This is a genomic window from Mycobacterium sp. SP-6446, assembly GCF_001954045.1.
GTDB lineage: Bacteria > Actinomycetota > Actinomycetes > Mycobacteriales > Mycobacteriaceae > Mycobacterium.
Genome location: NZ_MBEM01000003.1, coordinates 82,552 through 99,571, shown reverse-complemented (window position 1 = coordinate 99,571; position 17,020 = coordinate 82,552). Strand labels below are relative to the sequence as shown.

Below are 17,020 nucleotides of genomic sequence, written 5' to 3'. Positions count from 1 at the left end.
TGAGCTCGCGGGCGTAGCCGCCCTCGCCGGCCGCGTCGATCCCGACGTCCAGCCACTGCGCCCCCACCGAGCGCACCTGGTCGGCAACCTCCGGACGCACGTCGTAGCCGGACGTCCGCGCGCCCAGCCGCTTGGCCGTCGCCAGCGCCTGCAGCCCGGCCACTCCGACGCCGAGCACCAGCACGGTCGCCGGCTTCACCGTTCCCGCGGCGGTGGTCAGCATCGGGAAAAACCGGGTCGACTCCGAGGCCGCCAGCAGCACCGCCTTGTACCCCGCCACGTTGGCCTGCGACGACAGCGCATCCATGGCCTGGGCCCGCGAGATCCGCGGGATGGCCTCCAGCGCGAACGCCTGCACCCCGGCCTGCTTCAGCGCGCCGATCGCGTTATCGGCATTGCGCGGCGCCAGGAAGCCGATCAGCGTCTGACCGCTGCGCAACCTGCCGACCTCGTCGGCGGTCGGCGGGGCTACCTTGACGACCACGTCGGCAGCCCAGGCGTCCCCGATGCTGGCCCCGGCCTCGGTGTAGAGCCCATCGGGAAGCAGCGCGCCTTCACCCGCACCGGACTCGACCACCACGGCCAAACCGCTGTTCACCAGCGACGCGACCGCCTTCGGCACCAACGCGACGCGCCGCTCGTCGGTCGCGGACTCGGCGACCACCCCCACCGTCGTCTGCGCATCTGTCATGGCGCGTACATCTACTTTCCTTACTTTGGGCTTCGCGCAGACACCCTATCGGTCGGCTACCAGAGCGGAATCTCTTGGCCATGTTCTGACGCCGGGCGGGGGCCGAAATAGCGGCGCTCGGATTCGTCGATGGGGACGTCGTTGATGCTGGCTTCGCGGCGGGCCATCAACCCCGACGCGGCGAACTCCCACAGTTCGTTGCCGTAGCTCCGGTACCACTGACCGGCCTCATCGCGGCACTCGTACTGAAAGCGCACCGCGATGCGGTCGTCGTGGAAATCCCACAGGCTCTTGCGCAGCGAGTAGTCGAGTTCGCGCTGCCATTTGCGGGTCAGAAACGCCACGATCTCTTCCCGGCCGACGATCCGTTCGCTCCGGTTGCGCCAGTGCGAGTCGGGCGTGTAGGCGAGGCTGACGCGCGCGGGGTCGCGAGTGTTCCAGGCGTCCTCGGCGGCCTGCACCTTCTGCAGCGCGGTCTCGAGGGTGAACGGCGGGAAAGGCGGGCGGCTCTCAGCGTCGGTCATGACTTTCATCGTGCGCCGAGCCTGTAAATCCGCAGATGCCTACTCGCACTTTCTCTGCAGAATTACAGGCTCGACGGTCCGACGCCCTGAAATTTGGTGCCCCAGCACGTGTCCTATCGTGACGGACATGGACTTCGCGATGTCGGCCAAAGCGAGCGACTACCACAAGCGGCTGTCCGACTTCATGACCGAGTATGTCTTTCCGGCCGAGGCCGATTACGACAAATACCGCCACGAGGCCGGCCCGAACGACCACACCGTTCCGCCCGTCATCGAGGAACTCAAGACCAAGGCCAAAGCGGCCGGCCTGTGGAACCTGTTCCTGCCGGCCGAGTCGGGCCTGACCAACCTGGAATACGCCCCGCTGGCCGAGCTCACCGGCTGGAGCCTCGAGATCGCCCCCGAGGCGCTCAACTGCGCGGCACCCGATACCGGCAACATGGAAACGCTGCACCTGTTCGCCACCGACGAGCAGCGCAAGCAGTGGCTGGAGCCGCTGTTGGCCGGTGAGATCCGCAGCGCATTTTCGATGACCGAGCCCGCGGTCGCCAGCAGCGATGCGCGCAACATCGAGACCTCCATCGTGCGCGACGGCGGTGACTACGTGATCAACGGCCGCAAGTGGTGGACCTCGGGTGCGGCGGACCCGCGCTGCAAGATCCTCATCGTGATGGGCCGCACCAACCCCGAAGCGGCCAGCCACCAACAGCAGTCGATGGTCCTAGTGCCGATCGATACGCCCGGCGTGACGGTCGTCCGCTCGACGACGGTCTTCGGTTACCAGGACCAGCCCGGGCACTGCGAGATCATCTACGACAACGTCCGGGTACCGGTCACCAACCTGCTCGGCGAAGAGGGCGGCGGCTTCGCGATCGCCCAGGCGCGGCTGGGGCCGGGCCGCATCCACCACTGCATGCGCGCGCTCGGCGGGGCCGAGCGGGCCCTGGCCCTGATGGTGCACCGCGCGAACACCCGGATCGCATTCGGCCGTCCGCTGGCCGACCAGGGTTTGGTCCAGCAGGCAATTGCCAAGTCGCGCAACGAGATCGACCAGGCCAGGCTGCTGTGCGAGAAGGCCGCGTGGACCATCGACCAGCACGGCAACAAGGCCGCCCACCTGCTGGTGTCGCAGATCAAGGCGGTCGCGCCGCAGGTGGCCTGCGACGTCATCGACCGTGCCATCCAGGTGCACGGGGCCGCCGGCGTCAGCGAGGACACGGCGCTGGCCCGGCTCTACGCCTGGCACCGGGCGATGCGGATCTTCGACGGACCCGACGAGGTGCATATGCGGACCGTCGCGCGCACCGAACTCGGCCGGGAGCAATCCGCGCTCGCGGCGGCGGTCACGTCGCATGGCTGAGGCCGCCGTCCGGGAACTACCGGGCGCCTGGAACTTTCGCGACGTCGCGGATTCCGCGTCCGTCTTGCGGCCCGGGCGGCTGTTCCGGTCCAGCGAGCTGAGCCGCCTCGACGACGAAGGGCGGGCAACGCTGCGCCGCCTCGGCATCACCGACGTCGCCGACCTGCGCGCGACCCGGGAAGTAGCCCGCCGCGGTCCGGGGCTCGTTCCCGACAGCGTCGAGATCCACCTGCTGCCCTTCCCGGACCTCGGCGAGGACGAGGCCGGCACCGACGACCAGGCACCGCACGAACACGCGTTCCAGCGCCTGCTCACCGGCGAAGGCGCCGACTCCGACATGTCGGTCAACGAGGCCGCCGCCCGCTACATGGTCGATGAATACCGCCAATTCCCAACGCGCAACGGGGCACAACGCGCGCTGCACCGCGTCATCACGCTGCTCGCTGCCGGACGCCCGGTGCTCACGCACTGCTTCGCGGGAAAGGATCGCACCGGCTTCGTGGTCGCCACCGTGCTGGAGGCGATCGGCGTCGACCGCGACACCATCGTCGCCGACTTCCTGCGCAGCAATGACGCGGCCCCGCAGCTGCGGGCCCGGATCTCCGAGATGATCGCCCAGCGCCAACAAAGCGAACTCACCCCGGAAGTGGTGACCTTCACCGAGGCCCGGCTGTCCGACGGGGTCCTCGGCGTCCGCGAGGAATACCTGGCCGCGGCACGCCAAGCGATCGACGAGGAATTCGGATCGCTCGACGGCTACCTGCGCGGCGCGGGCATCTCCGCGGCCGACGTGGACAAGCTGCGCGACGCGCTGCTCGGCTGAGTCAGAGCTTGAATCCGGCCTTCTGCGCCGCGGAGAGGTCGGTGATGTCGCTCCACTGGGCGGCGATGTCCTGAACCGACGGCGGCTTGTCGAAGTTGACGCCGTCGTTCTGGAACAGCGCCACGCGTTGCACCTTGCCGCCACCGACGACGAAAACCGATGCGCTGTCGGCACATTCCTCGGTGCACAGGTAGGCCACGACGGGAGCGACGAACTCCGGCGTGAGCTTCTCCAGCACCTCGGGCGGCATGATGTCCTGGGTCATCCTGGTCGCCGCGATCGGGGCGACCGCGTTGGCGTTGATGTTGTACTTGGCGCCCTCCAGCGCCAGCGTGTTGATCAGGCCGACAAGGCCGAGCTTGGCCGCGCCGTAATTGGTCTGGCCGAAGTTGCCGAACAGGCCACTGGTGGAGGTGGCGACGACGACCCGCCCGTAGCTCTGCTCACGGAAGTGCGGCCACGCGGCGCGGATGACGTTGTACCCGCCGTAGAGGTGCACCTTGAGCACGGCGTCCCAGTTCTCGAACGACATCTTGTGGAAGGTGCCGTCGCGCAGGATCCCGGCGTTGCTCACCACACCGTGCACCGCGCCGAACTCGTCGAGCGCGGTCTTGATGATGTTCTCGGCGCCCTCGGGCTCGGCGACGCTGTCGTAGTTGGCGGCCGCGCGCCCACCCGCGTCGCGGATCTCCTTGACCACCTCGTCGGCCATGTTGTGTCCGGCGCCGGTGCCGTCGCGGGCCCCGCCGAGGTCGTTCACGATGACGCTGGCGCCTTCGGCGGCGAGGGTGAGGGCGTATTCACGGCCCAATCCCCCACCGGCTCCGGTGACGACGATGACGCGATCCTGCACTCCGGGCATCAGGTTCCTCTCTGCGGTGAAAATTTGTGTTTAGCAAGCGATTTGGCGCGACAGGAATGTCAGAACATCCTGCGGGCCATCTTGAAGGCCCGCTCGGTATAGGGCGGGTAGATGAAGCTCGACAGGTCGGGCCGCGTCGGCTTGGTCAGCACCGACTTGCGGTGGCTGAACTCCTCGAAGCCATAGCGGCCGTGATACGCACCCATGCCCGACGCGCCGACCCCGCCGAACGGCAGCTTGGCCGTCGACACCTGGAACGCGAGATGGTTGACGAGCATGCCGCCGGCCGGCACCTCTTTGATCACCCGCTCGCGGGTCTCGCGGGTTTTGGTGAACAGGTACGCGGAAAGCGGTTTGGGCCGCGAATTGACGAAACGTATTGCGTCGTCCAGGGATTGGACGGTGACCACCGGAAGCACCGGTCCGAAGATCTCGTTGCGCATCAGCGGGCCGTCCGGATCCGGATCGACGACGACGGTGGGCTGGATGCGTAGGCTCGACGCGTCGCAGGCCCCGCCGACGGCGACCTTGCCGTCCCCGCCGGACAAATAGCCGCTGATGCGGTCGAACTGACGCTGATTGACGATCCGCATGCCGTTCGGCTTGTCCGAGGTGAACTTCGTGATGGCGGCGCCGATCTTGTCCACCAGCTCGTCGCGAATCGTGGCGTCCGCCAACACATAGTCGGGAGCCACACAAGTCTGCCCGGCGTTCAGCAGTTTCATCCACGCGATCCGCTTGGCGGCGACTTCCACGTCGGCGTCGGCCGCCACGATCACCGGGCTCTTGCCGCCGAGCTCCAGCGTGCACGGCGTCAGGTGCGGCGCCGCACCCTCGTATACCTTGCGCCCGATCTCGGTGCCGCCGGTGAACAGCACGCGGTCCAGGCCCTGCGCAATGAGCGCCTGGCTCACCGAGCCGTCGCCCTCGACCACGGCGATCGCGTCGTTGTCGAGGTATCGAGGCACCAGCTCGGCCATCAAGTGCGCCGACGCCGCGGCGATCTCCGACGGCTTGAGAATGACGGCGTTCCCCGCGGCGATCGCGCCGACGGCCGGGCCCAGCGTCAGGTAGAACGGGTAATTCCAGGCGCCGATGATCAGCACGGTGCCGTAGGGCTCGTATTCGATCCAGCCCCGGCCGGGAAGCTGCGGCATCTCGAGCAATTGGTATTTGCGCTTCGTCCAGCGGCGAACCTTCTTGGCCGCGTACTTCGCCTCGCCTGCGGTCGTTGCGACGTCGGCGATGAACGCCTCGAACGGGCTGCGGTCCAGATCTTCTGCCAGCGCGGCGGCGATCGCGGCCTCGTTTTCTTCCATCAGCTTGGCCAGCTGCAGCAACTGCTGCTTGCGCCATTCGACGTCCCGGGTGCGGCCGGTGGCGAAGGTCTTGCGAAGCCGGTCCACGGTCGCGGCGACGTTGTCCGGTTGAGCTGCCGGGGCCCCGTTGGACTCAGATGTCTTCGGCGTAACCGATTCGGTGGTCATCATTGACTTCCTTCCCGGAGGCTGCCCACTGCTCGTCGCGCGAGCGCTCATGGGTGATACCCGCGATCCTAACCATCCGGTTGGGAGAGCAGAAAGGAAGATCCTGGGCGGCTGCCGCTACAACCGCTCCGCGATCACGAAGTCGGAGAACGCGTCCTTGTCGTCGGCCAACGGGACGCTGTCGATCCAGCGGCCCAGCCGTCGCATCTCGTCCGTCGACGGCTGCGCGCGGGCGCGCCATCCGTGATCGTTCAGCCAGTCCGCGACGTTCGCCCGGTGGTCGTCGCGGTACATCAGCTCCCCGACGTCGATGGTCTCCTCCAGGCCGAGTTCGTCGGCCACCTTCCGGAACCGCTCGCGCATCTGCTGCCGACGCTCGTCGGCGTGCGCGGGCGCGGTTTCGGCCGAGACCCGGCTGCCGGCCGGACTGAGCTCGCCGATCTGGGTGAACAACCGGTCCTGGGCTTCCGCCGGCAGATACATCAGCAGTCCCTCGGCGAGCCAGGCGGTGCGCGCCGCGGGGTCGAAGCCCGCGGCACGCAGCGCGGCGGGCCAGTCCTGACGCAGGTCGATCGCGACCTCGCGGCGATCGGCCGAAGGCGCCACACCGTTTTCGGCGAGCGTCGTGGACTTGTAGGCCAACACATCGGGCTGGTCGATCTCGTACACCGTGGTGCCCGCCGGCCAATCCAGGCGGTAGGCGCGGGAATCCAGGCCCGACGCCAGGATCACCACCTGCCGGATCCCGTCGGCGACGGCGTCCTTGAAAAAGGTGTCGAAGAAATTCGTGCGCACCGCCTGGTAGCCGCGCATGTGATGGAGGTGCGCCGCGGAGTCGGAATCGAGGGCTTCGACCCTGGCCGCGATCTCCGGATCGAGCATGGCCTCCCACAGGACACCGGCACCCGCATTGGTGACCAGCAGCTTGGCGTACGGGTCGCGGATGAGCGCGTCGGGCCGCTCGGTTTCGACGGCGCGGGCGGCGGCGACCATCACGGCGGTCGTGCCGACGCTGGACTTGATGTCCCAGCTGTCGTCGTGGGTGCGCAGTGAGCTCATCGCGTGCTCCTTGGTAGGGGGTGGGCGCGGGTCAGTGGGTCGGGGCGCCGAGGCGTGCGCGCAGCAGCGTGCTGCGGACGGCCTCGTCGGCTAGGTCGTCGGGTACCGGCCGGCCCAGCCGGGCCATCTCGTCGCGGTTGTTCACGCTGTTTACCTGCCAGCCGTGCTCGGCCAGCCACTCGACGGGATCCGTGCGGTCCGGCTCGTGATAGGTCAGCGCCTGGACGTTGACATCCAGGCCGAGCCGCTCCCGCATCCGCAGCCAGCGCTGCGAGTTGCTCCGCGAATTCATGCCGAACGCCTCGATGGCCACCTGGCTGCCCGGCGCGCTCAGCGCGGTGAACATCTCGAAGAGCCGGTCCTGGGCATCGCCGGGCAGATAGGGCAGCAAGCCCTCGGCAAGCCAGGCGGTCGGTTGGGTGCGGTCGAAGCCGGCTGCGGTCAACGCTGCCGGCCAGTCATCCCGCAGGTCCACCGGGACCGGGCGCCTGCTGGCAGCCGGAACCGCGCCGTGCCGCTGCAGGATTGCGGTCTTGTACTCCAGCACCTGGGGCTGATCGATCTCGTAGACGGCGGTATCCGCCGGCCAATCCAACCGGTAGGCACGCGAGTCCAGCCCGGCGGCCAGAATCACCACCTGCCGGATACCGGCGCTGACGGCGTCGGCAAAGTACTCGTCGAAGAAGTGCGTGCGCACGGCCTGATAGTCGATGCCCAGCCGATGTGCACGCCGCGCGTGCGGGTCGTCGTCGAGCCAAGCCAGTTCGGCGTCGGCCAGGCGTTCCCACGCGGGACCGGCCGAGGACACCAGCACCCTGGCGAAGTCGTCACGTATTAGTGGATTGGGTCCGGCCGTTTCCACGGCACGCGAGGCAGCGACGCCCAAGGCGGTAGCGCCGACGAGTTCGGTGATGGACCACGAGTCACCCGCGGTGCGTAATGAGGGCGGTAAGGAAGGCTCTACGGAGGTGTCGTCAAGCTCAGTCATATCGGCACCATGCTACCGAATAAGTTAGTTAGCCTATACGCTTTGTGCGCGATTTCACCGGCGCCGGACACCCGGTGTCGAGTCAGCGTTCGGGGCGCAGCAGCGCGCCTTCCAACAGCCGCCGGAGCACGTCGGTGGCGGCCAACATCTCTTCGTAGTTGCTGACGTAGCCGGCATAGAATCCCACCCCGCAAAGCACCACGACCAGCGTCTCGACCAGTGCCTGCGCGTCGATATCGGCGGCGACTTCGCCACGCTCGATCGCCTCGCCGACCACCCACGTCAGAAATTCGCGGCCGATTCTCATCGAATCGTTCTCGGTCTGGCTCAATTCCGGATGCCGCTGCGATTCCAGCACGGCGGTGATCAGAAACGCCGACACGGCAGGATTGTCGGAATTAGCGCGTACCGCGGTGGTGATGAACGCCGTCAGCCGCCCGGTCAACGTGGTCTCGTGCTGTGCCGCCCGAATAGCGTCCCGGATGACGACGTCGTTGGCATGCCCCAATACCTCGCGGTACAACAGCCGTTTGCTGGAAAAGTAGTGATTGATCGCCGGCCTCGTCAGGTCGGCCTGGACCGCAATCGCCTGGAACGTCGCACCGTCGTAACCGCGTTCACTGAACACCCGACGAGCGGCCTGCATGATCCGCTGACGCGTCTCGTCAGCCTTTGCTGCGGGCGGTCGGCCCGGGCGGCGACTCGCCGTTATCGCCATTATTGAAGTGTGCCACCCCGTGATGTGGCATTAACGCGTTCGGCGGAATATTGCCGAACTTCCCAGCTTGGTAGTCCTGCAGCGCCTCCATCAATTCCGCGCGAGAGTTCATTACGAAAGGCCCGTAGTGGAATACCGGCTCGCGAATGGGCTGCCCGCCCAAAAGCAGCACATCGATTGCTGTGGTGCGGGACGACTCCTGGGTTGATTGGGCGCCGACGGTGATCCGGTCGCCGGGTCCGAGCACGGCCAGTTGCCCCTGCCTGATCGGGTGCGCGAGGGGACCCACATACCCGCTTCCCGACAGGACGTAGACCAGCGCGTTGAAATCGCGCCGCCACGGGATGTTGAGCCGGGCCCCACTTTGAATCGTCGCGTGCGCCAACGTGATCGGCGTGTGGGTGATACCGGGACCGCGGTGACCGTCGATCTCACCGGCGATGATGCGAACCAGCGCCCCGCCGTCATCGGATGCGAGCAGCCCGGCGTCGGTGCCTTCGATGGCCTGGTACCGAGGGGGCGCGAACTTGTCTTTCTTCGGCAGATTCACCCACAACTGGAAACCGTGGAAAAGGCCGCCGCTCTCGACCAATTCGGCGGGCGGGGTCTCGATGTGCAGGATGCCCGAACCCGCCGTCATCCATTGGGTGGCGCCATCGGTGATCAGGCCGCCACCGCCGTGGGAATCCTGGTGCGCGAATTTTCCGTCGAGCATGTAGGTGACGGTTTCGAAGCCGCGGTGCGGGTGCCAATCGGTTCCCCTGGGTTCTCCGGGCTGGTATTCCACCGCGCCCATCTGGTCCATGTGCACGAAGGGATCCAGGGCTGCGGCGCTCACGCCGGCGAACGCGCGGACGACGGGGAAGCCTTCACCCTCGTAGCCTCGCGGGCCGGTGGTGATCGATCGGACCGGGCGCTCGGTGTCGGATGGATCGGGCCGGCCGATCCGCGGCAGGGCGAGCGTGTCCGCGGTAATAGCAGGCATTTGTCTCCTCAAATTTGGGTTGCCTATATAACCGGACCGTGGTCCAGTTATTCCCGCTGGTCTTACGATGGCTGGGTGCTTGGGTGGCGGGACCGGTGAGCGAGCCGGCGGAGGCCGACCCGCACCCCGCGGTCGCCCCCGCAGCGGCGGCGGGCGGACGATTCGGGGCGTCGATCCGGCAGTCGGGCTACGTGCGCAAGTGGCTGCTGCTGGGCACTGCCATCGGTATCGTGGCCGGCCTCGGAGCCGTTGTCTTCTATCTCGCGCTGAAATACACCGGCGAGTTTCTGCTGGGCTACCTGGCCGGTTACCACATACCGACGCCCGTCGGAGACGGCGGCGACCATGGGTCCGGCGGCTTCGTACGTCCTTGGGCGATCCCACTGGTGACGACGGCAGGGGCGCTGCTATCGGCGTTGATCGTGACCAAGCTCGCGCCGGAAGCCACCGGCCACGGTACCGACGAAGCCATCGAAGCGATACACGGCGATCCCCGCGCGATCCGTTTTCGCGCGGTGTTGGTGAAGATGGTCGCCAGCGCGCTGACCATAGGCTCGGGCGGTTCGGGCGGTCGTGAGGGCCCGACGGCACAAATCTCAGCCGGCTTCTGTTCGTTGCTGACCCGGCGCCTGGACCTCTCCGACGAGGACGGCCGGACCGCCGTCGCGCTGGGTATCGGCGCGGGCATTGGCGCGATCTTCGGCGCGCCGCTCGGTGGGGCGGTGCTAGCCGCATCGATCCCCTATCGCGACGACTTCGACTACCGCTGCCTGCTGCCCGGTTTCATCACCTCGGGAACCGCATATGCAGTGCTGGGAGCTTTTCTGGGCTTTGACCCGCTGTTCGGCTACATCGACGCGGAGTACCGCTTCGAAAGGGCGTGGCCGCTGCTGTGGTTCGTGGTGATCGGCCTGCTGGCCGCGGCGGTCGGCTACCTCTATGCCCGGATCTTCCATGCCGCGGTGGCGCTAACCCACCGGCTGCCCGGCGGACCGGTCGTCAAGCCCGCGCTCGGCGGGCTGTTGGTCGGCCTGTTGGGACTGCTGATCCCGGAGATCCTGAGCAGCGGCTACGGCTGGGCGCAGTTGGCGGCCGATCGCGGATCGCTGTTGCACATCCCGCTGTGGGTCGTCGTCGTCCTCCCGATCGCGAAGATCGTCGCGACTTCCTTGTCGATCGGGACCGGCGGATCCGGCGGGCTGTTCGGACCCGGGATCGTGATCGGCGCCTTCGTGGGGGCCGCCGTCTGGCGGCTGGGCGAAATGTCTGGCCTGCCCGGGGTGCCGGGCGGACCGGGAATTTTCGTCGTAGTAGGGATGATGGCGTGCTTCGGCAGTGTCGCCCGCGCGCCGCTGGCGATCATGATCATGGTCGCGGAGATGACGGGTTCGTTCTCGGTGGTGCCCGGGGCGATCCTCGCCGTCGGGATAGCCGCGTTGGTCATGTCGCGCACCAACGTCACGATCTACGAGGCGCAGCGACTCAATCGTGAAACCGCCGAAGCCGAACATCAGCCTCGGGACACCGAAAGCCAGGCCGAATAGCCGATTCGTTTGCTACGAATTGCGCCGTGCGCTGCGTGCTGCTTCCTTTTCGGTGGCCGAGCCCTCATGGCTCAACTTGCCGCCCGCGCTCTCCAGGTGCGCCCGCACGAACCACTGGAACTTCTCCAAGTTGCCGGCCTGCTCGATCAGCAGGTCCTGGGTGACCTGATCGATGTCATCCGTTTCGTCGATCGCGTGGCGAATGTCTTCGATGACGCCGGTGTAGACCAAGTCCAGTGCGGCCAAATGCGCCTTGACGGTGTCACGGTCGACCGAATAGTCGTCCCAGGATCGGTCCCTGATGATGGCACCCGGTGTCCCCTGCGGCGAAGCACCAAGGGCCGCAATGCGTTCGGCGACGTCGTCGGCGAAGCCACGCACCGCCTCGACCTGAGGGTCGATCATCTCGTGCACGCCAATAAAGTTGGGCCCCACCACATTCCAGTGGATGTGCTTCAACGTCAGATGAAGATCGTTGTACGTGCTCAACTGCTTCTGCAGCAATTCGGTGAGCCGCGCGGCCTGTTTGTCGGTCAATCCCGGAATGGTGAACTGAGTCATCGCTTCCTTCCCTCGCAGGTACTTGCCCTAACGGATACCCGATGACCGGGCTCGAAAACACCGGCAGGTCAGAGAGAATGAATTTGCTGCACGGGCAGCCGCGCGCCGCGCCGCGGCTCGTATGCCAGCCCGCTCGCCTCGAGCAGGCGAACCACGCGGTGGCGGTGTGGCCGCATCGGCTCCAACACCTCGAGCATGACCGCGTCGTCGATCGGGTAGCCCAGCAGCGTCCAGCCGACCATCTTCGGGATGTGATAGTCGCCCACCGAAACGGCGTCGGCATCGCCGAACGCCCGCTGCGCCGTCTCGGCGGCGGTCCACTCACCGACCCCCGGCAGCGACGTCAGCGCTTCGCGCGCCTGCGCCGACGGCCGCGCGAGCAACCGTTCCAGCGAATCCGCACGGCGCGCGCAGCGCACCACCGTCTGGGCGCGCCCCGGATCGACATTGGCCCGGTGGAATTCCCACGACGGGATGTTGCGCCACACGTCGGCCGAGGGCGGTACCCGCATGCCGGCGGGCACCGGCCCCGGCGCCGGCGTCCCGTACTTGGACACCAGCACCCGCCACGACCGAAACGCATCGGCGCCCGGTACTCGCTGCTCGATGACCGCGGGGATCAGGGCCTCCAGCACCCGTCCGGTGCGGCCCAGGCGCAGGTGTGGGACCCGCCGGTGCGCGGCGGCGACCGTCAGGTCCCGCGGAGCGAAGCCCGAGACGTCGTCCTCGGCGCCCAGCAGCGCGGGCAACGTCTCGACGAACTCCTCGGCGCCGGCGCCCCACGCCTCGCCGCGGGCGGCATTGGGCGCCGCCCGGCTGATCCGCGCCGCGACGGGTCCGCTGGGCAGCAGGGAGGTTCGCCAGATCGCGCCGTCAGCGGTCATCTGAAAACACGGATCCCGAGGCCCGCGGCGCAGTGGCGCGAGCGTGTGCCCGAAGCTGACGGTCCCAGCGAACGTCACCGTGCGCGCACTCTTCACGAAAGCTCCAGCTCACTCCGATTGCGGCCGACGACCGCGCGATTGACCGTTCACCATCTTCCAAGACAATATTGCGATGTGATGACGCCGTTCGATGGCCCGCAAGCCGAACTGGCCTGGATGTTCCTGCAGAGCGTCTGCGAGGGCGGCGATGTGAATGAGGGTTTCGCGCTGCTCAGCGACGAGTTCACCTACTGGAGCATTATCACGCGAGTTTCGTTCGACAAGGAGACGTTCCGGCGGGCCAACGAGCGACGCAGACAGATCGTCGAGATCAATCTCGACCTGTACCGCTGCGTCAACGAAGGCGACACGGTTGTCGTTGAGGCGCATGCCTCGGGAACCTCGAGGGACGGCGTCGAGTACGACTCACCGTTTGTTTGCATCTTCGAGACCCGCGACGGGCAGATCGTATCGATGCGCGAATACAGCGACACCAAGTCGGCCGCCGTGTTCACCGACTGAACGCTACGCCACGCTGATGTCGGCTTTGTTGGGGTAGAAGGCGACGTGCCCGGCAATCGCCGCGACCGCCGGATAGGGCTGCTCGTACGTCCAGATCAGATCCTCGACGGTGTCGCCGGCCGAGGTGGTCAGGCTGTAGTAGCTGGCGTCGCCTTTGAACGGGCAGTAGGTGCTGGTGTCGGTGCGGGTAAGCCGGTCGGAGACCACGTCGGCTAGCGGAATGTATTGCACCGCAGGCAAAGTCGCCTCGCGTAATTCCAGTGCGGCGGTGGTGTCCGCGACCAGCTCGCCATTGACACGAACCTGCACCCTTCGGTTGGTCGGCTCGATGGTGATCGGGTGCCCGGCGTTGGGTTCCAGGGCTTGCCGGTGGGCCATGGTTGATACCTCCTATGGACGCGGATAAGGGATGCAACGCGCGTCGGCGCTCAAGCCTTCCCGCGCGCCGAGCCTATTCGGCCGGGGCGGTGGTGCTGTCCTTCGTGTCTTTGCGCGTGGTCTGCGCGCCCTTTAAAGCGGCCCAGAACCGGGCCGCCTCGCGGATCGATTCCTCGACCGGACGTGGCTGCCAGCCCAGTTCGCGCTTCGCCTTGCTGCTGTCGACGTCGGCCTCGGCGCGCATCATGCGCACCGACCTGAGGCTGAGTTCGGAGTCCTTGCCGGTCAGCCGGGCCCTCAGGGTGCCCATTGCGGCCAGGGCATAGAGCACCGGCACCGAGATCGCGCGTCGCGGCGGTGGCACCCCGGCCTCGTCGGCCGCGATCCGCACGACATCGTTCAGCGCGAACATCCGCTCGGACACCAGGTATCGCTCGCCGATGCGGCCGCGCTCGGCGGCCAGGATCATTGCCCGGGCGGCGTCGTCGACGCCGACGACCTCCAGCTGGATGCCGTTCATCAGGAAGGGCAGCTTGCCGAACACCGCGCCGGCGATGAAGGCGCCGTGCGGGGTGCCTCCCCAGTCCCCGCTGCCGTAAGTGGTTGAGACGCACATGGCGACGGCGGGCAGGCCGGCCTCGGCCACGTACCGCATGACCAGATCTTCGGCCTGAACCCGGGATTGCACATAGGGAGTCAGCCCGCGGGGGTCGATCACGTCGTCTTCGGTCGCCACATGCCCGTGGCGACGGCCCACCGTCGCGTAGGTGCTGGTGAAGACGAACCGGCGCAGCGCTGGTTCTTTGACGGCCACATCGAGCACGTTGCGCAGGCCCTCGACGTTGGTGCGAAACAACGGCGCGGGGTCTCGCAACCACGCGCGGGTGTCGACCACGCAGTAGTACACGTCGTCGACGCCGTCCATCGCCTCGCGCAGCGTGGCGGTGTCGAACACGTCGCCCTGAAACCGCGTCAGCGCAAGGTCGTCGATGGCACGGGTATTGGCGTTCGGGCGCACCATCGCTCGAACCTCGGCGCCGCCGGCGACGAGCTGACGGGTCACGTGTGAACCCAGAAAGCCGTTGGCGCCGATGACCAACTTGGGTGCGTTCATTCCGCTCCTCCGTACTGGCGCATCCACCGTTCGGCGTCTTCGTCGAGCGTGCCCAGGGCCTGCGCCTTGCGGCACCACTTCATCCCCGCCCGCAGGAAGCGCAACGGGTTGTAGATGTCTTCTTCACGGCACCACAGGCCGTCGCCGGCGTAGGTGATGATCGTGATGTTCGTCGCGCTGATGACGCTGCCGTCGCCCGGATCGCGCATCGGATTGTCCAGTTCGAGGATGACCCGTCCGGTGGGCTCGTCGATCACCGACCACAACGTCGGGAAGGCCACCATGTGGCTTCCGGGGAAGGTCGTCATCGTTTGCTTGATCCACTCACGCACCGCGTCGCGGCCGTGCATGGTGCCCGCCGCGTGCTCGATGTATTCGACGTCGGGTGTGTACTGCTGCACCCAGGCGTCCCAGTCGCGGGTTTCGGCGGCCCGGGCCACCGTCTCCTCGAACTTCTCGAAGGCGTCGGACAGTTCGCTGCGGGAGAACGCCGGCGTGCTCACGCGGGCCTCTTCGCGCCGTTGCGGGTCATCGGCGGAGTGTAGCCTGGGCTGGGATCGGGCCGGGGTTGTGGCCGATCAGGAAGGCGAGCAATGACCGACTCCCAACATGCCCCCCAAAAAGCGATTCTGGCCGGCGGCTGCTTCTGGGGAATGCAAGACCTGATCCGCAAACAGCCCGGCGTGATCTCGACGCGGGTCGGCTACAGCGGCGGCGACACACCCAACGCGACCTACCGCAACCACGGCACGCACGCCGAGGCCGTGGAGATCGTCTACGACCCCGCGGTCACCGACTACCGCACACTGCTGGAGTTCTTCTTCCAAATCCACGACCCGACAACGAAAGACCGGCAGGGCAACGACAGAGGCCCCAGCTACCGGTCGGCCATCTTCTACACCGACGACGAGCAGAAGCGCGTCGCCCTGGACACCATCGCCGACGTCGAGGCGTCCGGCCTATGGCCCGGCAAGGTCGTGACGGAGGTCAGCCCGGCCGGCGACTTCTGGGAAGCCGAGCCCGAACACCAGGACTACCTGCAGCGCTACCCCGGCGGATACACCTGCCACTACATTCGCCCGGGCTGGAAGTTGCCGCGCCGCGCCACCGCGGACCAAGCCAACCGCTGAACGCTCAGCGCCTGCGCACCACGATCCGTCCGCCGTCCTTCGGCGTGTAGGCGACGCCGCGGCAGTGCCACCGCTCTCCCGGCGCCGAGGTGGTCTCGATAGTGAAGTGGCGCAACACCGTACGAAGCACCACGTCCATCTCCATGTTGGCGAACGCGGCACCCACACACCGCCTGGCCCCACCGCCGAAGGGAATCCATGCGAACGAGGACGGCTTGGTCCCGATGTAGCGCTGCGGATCGAAGCGCTCCGGATCGGGGAAGACGCTGGGGTTCTCGTGTATCTGCGCGATGCTGACGATCATCGAATAGCCGCGGGGAATGGTCCATTCGCCGAGTTGGTAAGTAGGTGGGTAGACGCGGCGAGCGGCGAAGTCGATCACGGTCCTGGCCCGCTGGACTTCCAGAATCGTCGCCTGGCGTAGTTCGCTGCCGCCGTTGTCGGCCTCCTCGACCAGGGCCGCCAGCAGATCGGGGTGCCGGGTGATCCGCTCGAACGCCCAGCCGAGCGTGGCCGCGGTGGTCTCGTGCCCGGCCGCCAGCAGGGTGAGCAGCTCGTCGCCAATGTCCTTGCGCGACATGACCGAACCATCGTCGTAGGTGCTACGCAGCATCAGCGCGAGGACGTCGGTGCGCTCTTCGAAGTTCGGATCCGCCTGTTCGGCCGCGATCAGCTTGTCGATGACGATGTCGTACTGGCGCCGCCATCGGGCGAGCCGGCCCCACGGGCTGAACCGGCCATAGGTCCGCACGGGCTTCGGCAGTGCGGCTAAGCGCGATCCCAGGGTGACCCACGGCGGGATGATCCGGCGCAACTCGTCCAGTTCGGCCCCGTCGGCCCCGAACACCGCGCGCAGGATGGCGTTGAGCGTGATGCGCATCGTCGACGGCATCGTCGCGAAGGGCTCGCCCTCCGGCCAATGGGCGCTCTCGCGCAGCGTCTCCTCTTCGATGATCGCCTCGTAGTTCTTCATGCTCCTGCCGTGAAACGGCGGCGCCAGCAGCCGCCGCCGACGGCGGTGATCGTCGCGGTCGAGCGCGAATACCGAGCCGCTGCCGAACATCCGGCTCAGGTTGGGCTGGATATTGCCGAGCTCGTCGGGGCTGGTGGTGAAGATCTGCTTGGCCAGGTCCGGCTCACCGACCACCACGACGCGGCCGAACATCGGGAGGTTGATCGCGAAGACGTTGCCGTAGCGGCGCGCCAGGAGTTTGATCATTCCCCGCCGCGACGTCGCGAAGAACAGACCGCAGAGCGGCTTCGGGATCCGGGCGGCCGGAGGCAACCTGACTGCTTGGGAAACCGGTGGGGCGGTGACTAATTCGCTCAATGCGTGCTCCCAACATCTGCC

18 protein-coding genes and 1 pseudogene are annotated in these 17,020 nt (G+C 67.1%); 5 read left to right on the top strand and 14 right to left on the bottom strand.

The annotated features are described in order from the left end of the window. Nucleotides 1-691, bottom strand: a pseudogene (locus A5736_RS00555) (NAD(P)(+) transhydrogenase (Re/Si-specific) subunit alpha); the annotation flags it as partial. Nucleotides 692-747: 56 nt separating this feature from the next. Further along, complete coding sequence (locus tag A5736_RS00550; protein ID WP_371328345.1) at nt 748-1,224, bottom strand: DUF1348 family protein; 477 nt, start codon at nt 1,222-1,224, stop codon at nt 748-750. A gap of 130 nt (nt 1,225-1,354) precedes the next feature. Between A5736_RS00550 and A5736_RS00545 the strand changes: the two genes are divergently transcribed. Next, nucleotides 1,355-2,575 (top strand): acyl-CoA dehydrogenase family protein, encoded by a 1,221-nt coding sequence (locus A5736_RS00545; protein WP_076243946.1) that lies wholly within the window; start codon nt 1,355-1,357, stop codon nt 2,573-2,575. Then, on the top strand, nt 2,568-3,398 hold the full coding sequence (locus A5736_RS00540; protein ID WP_076121501.1) for a tyrosine-protein phosphatase: 831 nt from the start codon (nt 2,568-2,570) through the stop codon (nt 3,396-3,398). Before A5736_RS00545 ends, A5736_RS00540 begins: the two co-directional genes overlap by 8 nt. 1 nt (nt 3,399) lies before the next feature. Here the strand turns inward: A5736_RS00540 and A5736_RS00535 are convergent, their stop codons facing one another. The 6 genes from A5736_RS00535 to A5736_RS00510 form a co-directional block, all read right to left on the bottom strand. Next, nucleotides 3,400-4,260, bottom strand: coding sequence for an SDR family oxidoreductase (locus A5736_RS00535; RefSeq protein WP_076061275.1), 861 nt, complete (start codon nt 4,258-4,260; stop codon nt 3,400-3,402). Between the two features lie 59 nt (nt 4,261-4,319). Continuing rightward, complete coding sequence (locus A5736_RS00530; protein ID WP_076243932.1) at nt 4,320-5,750, bottom strand: aldehyde dehydrogenase family protein; 1,431 nt, start codon at nt 5,748-5,750, stop codon at nt 4,320-4,322. Between the two features lie 114 nt (nt 5,751-5,864). Beyond that, nucleotides 5,865-6,797, bottom strand: a complete 933-nt coding sequence (locus tag A5736_RS00525; RefSeq protein ID WP_139333034.1) for a class I SAM-dependent methyltransferase — start codon at nt 6,795-6,797, stop codon at nt 5,865-5,867. 40 nt (nt 6,798-6,837) lie between these two features. Continuing rightward, nucleotides 6,838-7,794, bottom strand: coding sequence for a class I SAM-dependent methyltransferase (locus tag A5736_RS00520; protein ID WP_076121494.1), 957 nt, complete (start codon nt 7,792-7,794; stop codon nt 6,838-6,840). Nucleotides 7,795-7,876: 82 nt separating this feature from the next. Then, nucleotides 7,877-8,512: a TetR/AcrR family transcriptional regulator gene (locus tag A5736_RS00515; RefSeq protein ID WP_076243929.1), complete on the bottom strand. Its 636-nt coding sequence runs from the start codon at nt 8,510-8,512 to the stop codon at nt 7,877-7,879. Beyond that, nucleotides 8,460-9,497 carry a pirin family protein gene (locus A5736_RS00510; protein ID WP_083667087.1) on the bottom strand — a complete coding sequence of 346 codons (1,038 nt, stop codon included), beginning with the start codon at nt 9,495-9,497 and terminating at the stop codon, nt 8,460-8,462. Before A5736_RS00510 ends, A5736_RS00515 begins: the two co-directional genes overlap by 53 nt. Nucleotides 9,498-9,592: 95 nt before the next feature. Between A5736_RS00510 and A5736_RS00505 the strand changes: the two genes are divergently transcribed. Further along, on the top strand, nt 9,593-11,041 hold the full coding sequence (locus tag A5736_RS00505; protein WP_076243945.1) for a chloride channel protein: 1,449 nt from the start codon (nt 9,593-9,595) through the stop codon (nt 11,039-11,041). A gap of 12 nt (nt 11,042-11,053) precedes the next feature. Here A5736_RS00505 and dps read toward each other — a convergent pair whose 3' ends face one another. After that, entirely contained in the window at nt 11,054-11,602 is a 549-nt protein-coding gene (dps, locus tag A5736_RS00500) for a DNA starvation/stationary phase protection protein Dps (RefSeq protein ID WP_076243928.1), read from the bottom strand. Nucleotides 11,603-11,670: 68 nt separating this feature from the next. Continuing rightward, on the bottom strand, nt 11,671-12,582 hold the full coding sequence (locus A5736_RS00495) for a DNA-3-methyladenine glycosylase (protein ID WP_076243926.1): 912 nt from the start codon (nt 12,580-12,582) through the stop codon (nt 11,671-11,673). An 81-nt stretch (nt 12,583-12,663) separates the two neighbouring features. Here A5736_RS00495 and A5736_RS00490 point away from each other — a divergent pair, with 81 nt between their 5' ends. After that, complete coding sequence (locus A5736_RS00490) at nt 12,664-13,047, top strand: nuclear transport factor 2 family protein (protein WP_139329496.1); 384 nt, start codon at nt 12,664-12,666, stop codon at nt 13,045-13,047. A gap of 3 nt (nt 13,048-13,050) precedes the next feature. On the opposite strand, the gene A5736_RS00485 is transcribed toward A5736_RS00490, so the two are convergent. From A5736_RS00485 to A5736_RS00475, 3 genes are all read right to left on the bottom strand, one after another. Then, nucleotides 13,051-13,425: a DUF427 domain-containing protein gene (locus tag A5736_RS00485; protein ID WP_076243925.1), complete on the bottom strand. Its 375-nt coding sequence runs from the start codon at nt 13,423-13,425 to the stop codon at nt 13,051-13,053. Nucleotides 13,426-13,498: 73 nt separating this feature from the next. Next, on the bottom strand, nt 13,499-14,539 hold the full coding sequence (locus A5736_RS00480) for an NAD-dependent epimerase/dehydratase family protein (RefSeq protein WP_076243923.1): 1,041 nt from the start codon (nt 14,537-14,539) through the stop codon (nt 13,499-13,501). Next, nucleotides 14,536-15,042, bottom strand: a complete 507-nt coding sequence (locus A5736_RS00475; protein ID WP_076121481.1) for a nuclear transport factor 2 family protein — start codon at nt 15,040-15,042, stop codon at nt 14,536-14,538. Before A5736_RS00475 ends, A5736_RS00480 begins: the two co-directional genes overlap by 4 nt. Before the next feature lie 90 nt (nt 15,043-15,132). On the opposite strand from A5736_RS00475, the gene msrA reads away from it, so the two are divergent. Then, nucleotides 15,133-15,669 (top strand): peptide-methionine (S)-S-oxide reductase MsrA, encoded by a 537-nt coding sequence (gene msrA / locus A5736_RS00470; protein WP_076121479.1) that lies wholly within the window; start codon nt 15,133-15,135, stop codon nt 15,667-15,669. Between the two features lie 4 nt (nt 15,670-15,673). Here the strand turns inward: msrA and A5736_RS00465 are convergent, their stop codons facing one another. Then, nucleotides 15,674-16,999, bottom strand: a complete 1,326-nt coding sequence (locus A5736_RS00465) for a cytochrome P450 (RefSeq protein ID WP_076243922.1) — start codon at nt 16,997-16,999, stop codon at nt 15,674-15,676. Nucleotides 17,000-17,020 lie beyond the last annotated feature (21 nt).

Coding starts and splice junctions, on each gene's coding strand:
- A5736_RS00550 (WP_371328345.1), bottom strand. CDS start 1,224: ATGAAAGTCATGACCGACGCTGAGAGCCGCCCGCCTTTCCCGCCGTTC.
- A5736_RS00545 (WP_076243946.1), top strand. CDS start 1,355: ATGTCGGCCAAAGCGAGCGACTACCACAAGCGGCTGTCCGACTTCATG.
- A5736_RS00540 (WP_076121501.1), top strand. CDS start 2,568: ATGGCTGAGGCCGCCGTCCGGGAACTACCGGGCGCCTGGAACTTTCGC.
- A5736_RS00535 (WP_076061275.1), bottom strand. CDS start 4,260: ATGCCCGGAGTGCAGGATCGCGTCATCGTCGTCACCGGAGCCGGTGGG.
- A5736_RS00530 (WP_076243932.1), bottom strand. CDS start 5,750: ATGATGACCACCGAATCGGTTACGCCGAAGACATCTGAGTCCAACGGG.
- A5736_RS00520 (WP_076121494.1), bottom strand. CDS start 7,794: ATGACTGAGCTTGACGACACCTCCGTAGAGCCTTCCTTACCGCCCTCA.
- A5736_RS00515 (WP_076243929.1), bottom strand. CDS start 8,512: ATGGCGATAACGGCGAGTCGCCGCCCGGGCCGACCGCCCGCAGCAAAG.
- A5736_RS00510 (WP_083667087.1), bottom strand. CDS start 9,497: ATGCCTGCTATTACCGCGGACACGCTCGCCCTGCCGCGGATCGGCCGG.
- dps (WP_076243928.1), bottom strand. CDS start 11,602: ATGACTCAGTTCACCATTCCGGGATTGACCGACAAACAGGCCGCGCGG.
- A5736_RS00490 (WP_139329496.1), top strand. CDS start 12,664: ATGACGCCGTTCGATGGCCCGCAAGCCGAACTGGCCTGGATGTTCCTG.
- A5736_RS00485 (WP_076243925.1), bottom strand. CDS start 13,425: ATGGCCCACCGGCAAGCCCTGGAACCCAACGCCGGGCACCCGATCACC.
- A5736_RS00480 (WP_076243923.1), bottom strand. CDS start 14,539: ATGAACGCACCCAAGTTGGTCATCGGCGCCAACGGCTTTCTGGGTTCA.
- msrA (WP_076121479.1), top strand. CDS start 15,133: ATGACCGACTCCCAACATGCCCCCCAAAAAGCGATTCTGGCCGGCGGC.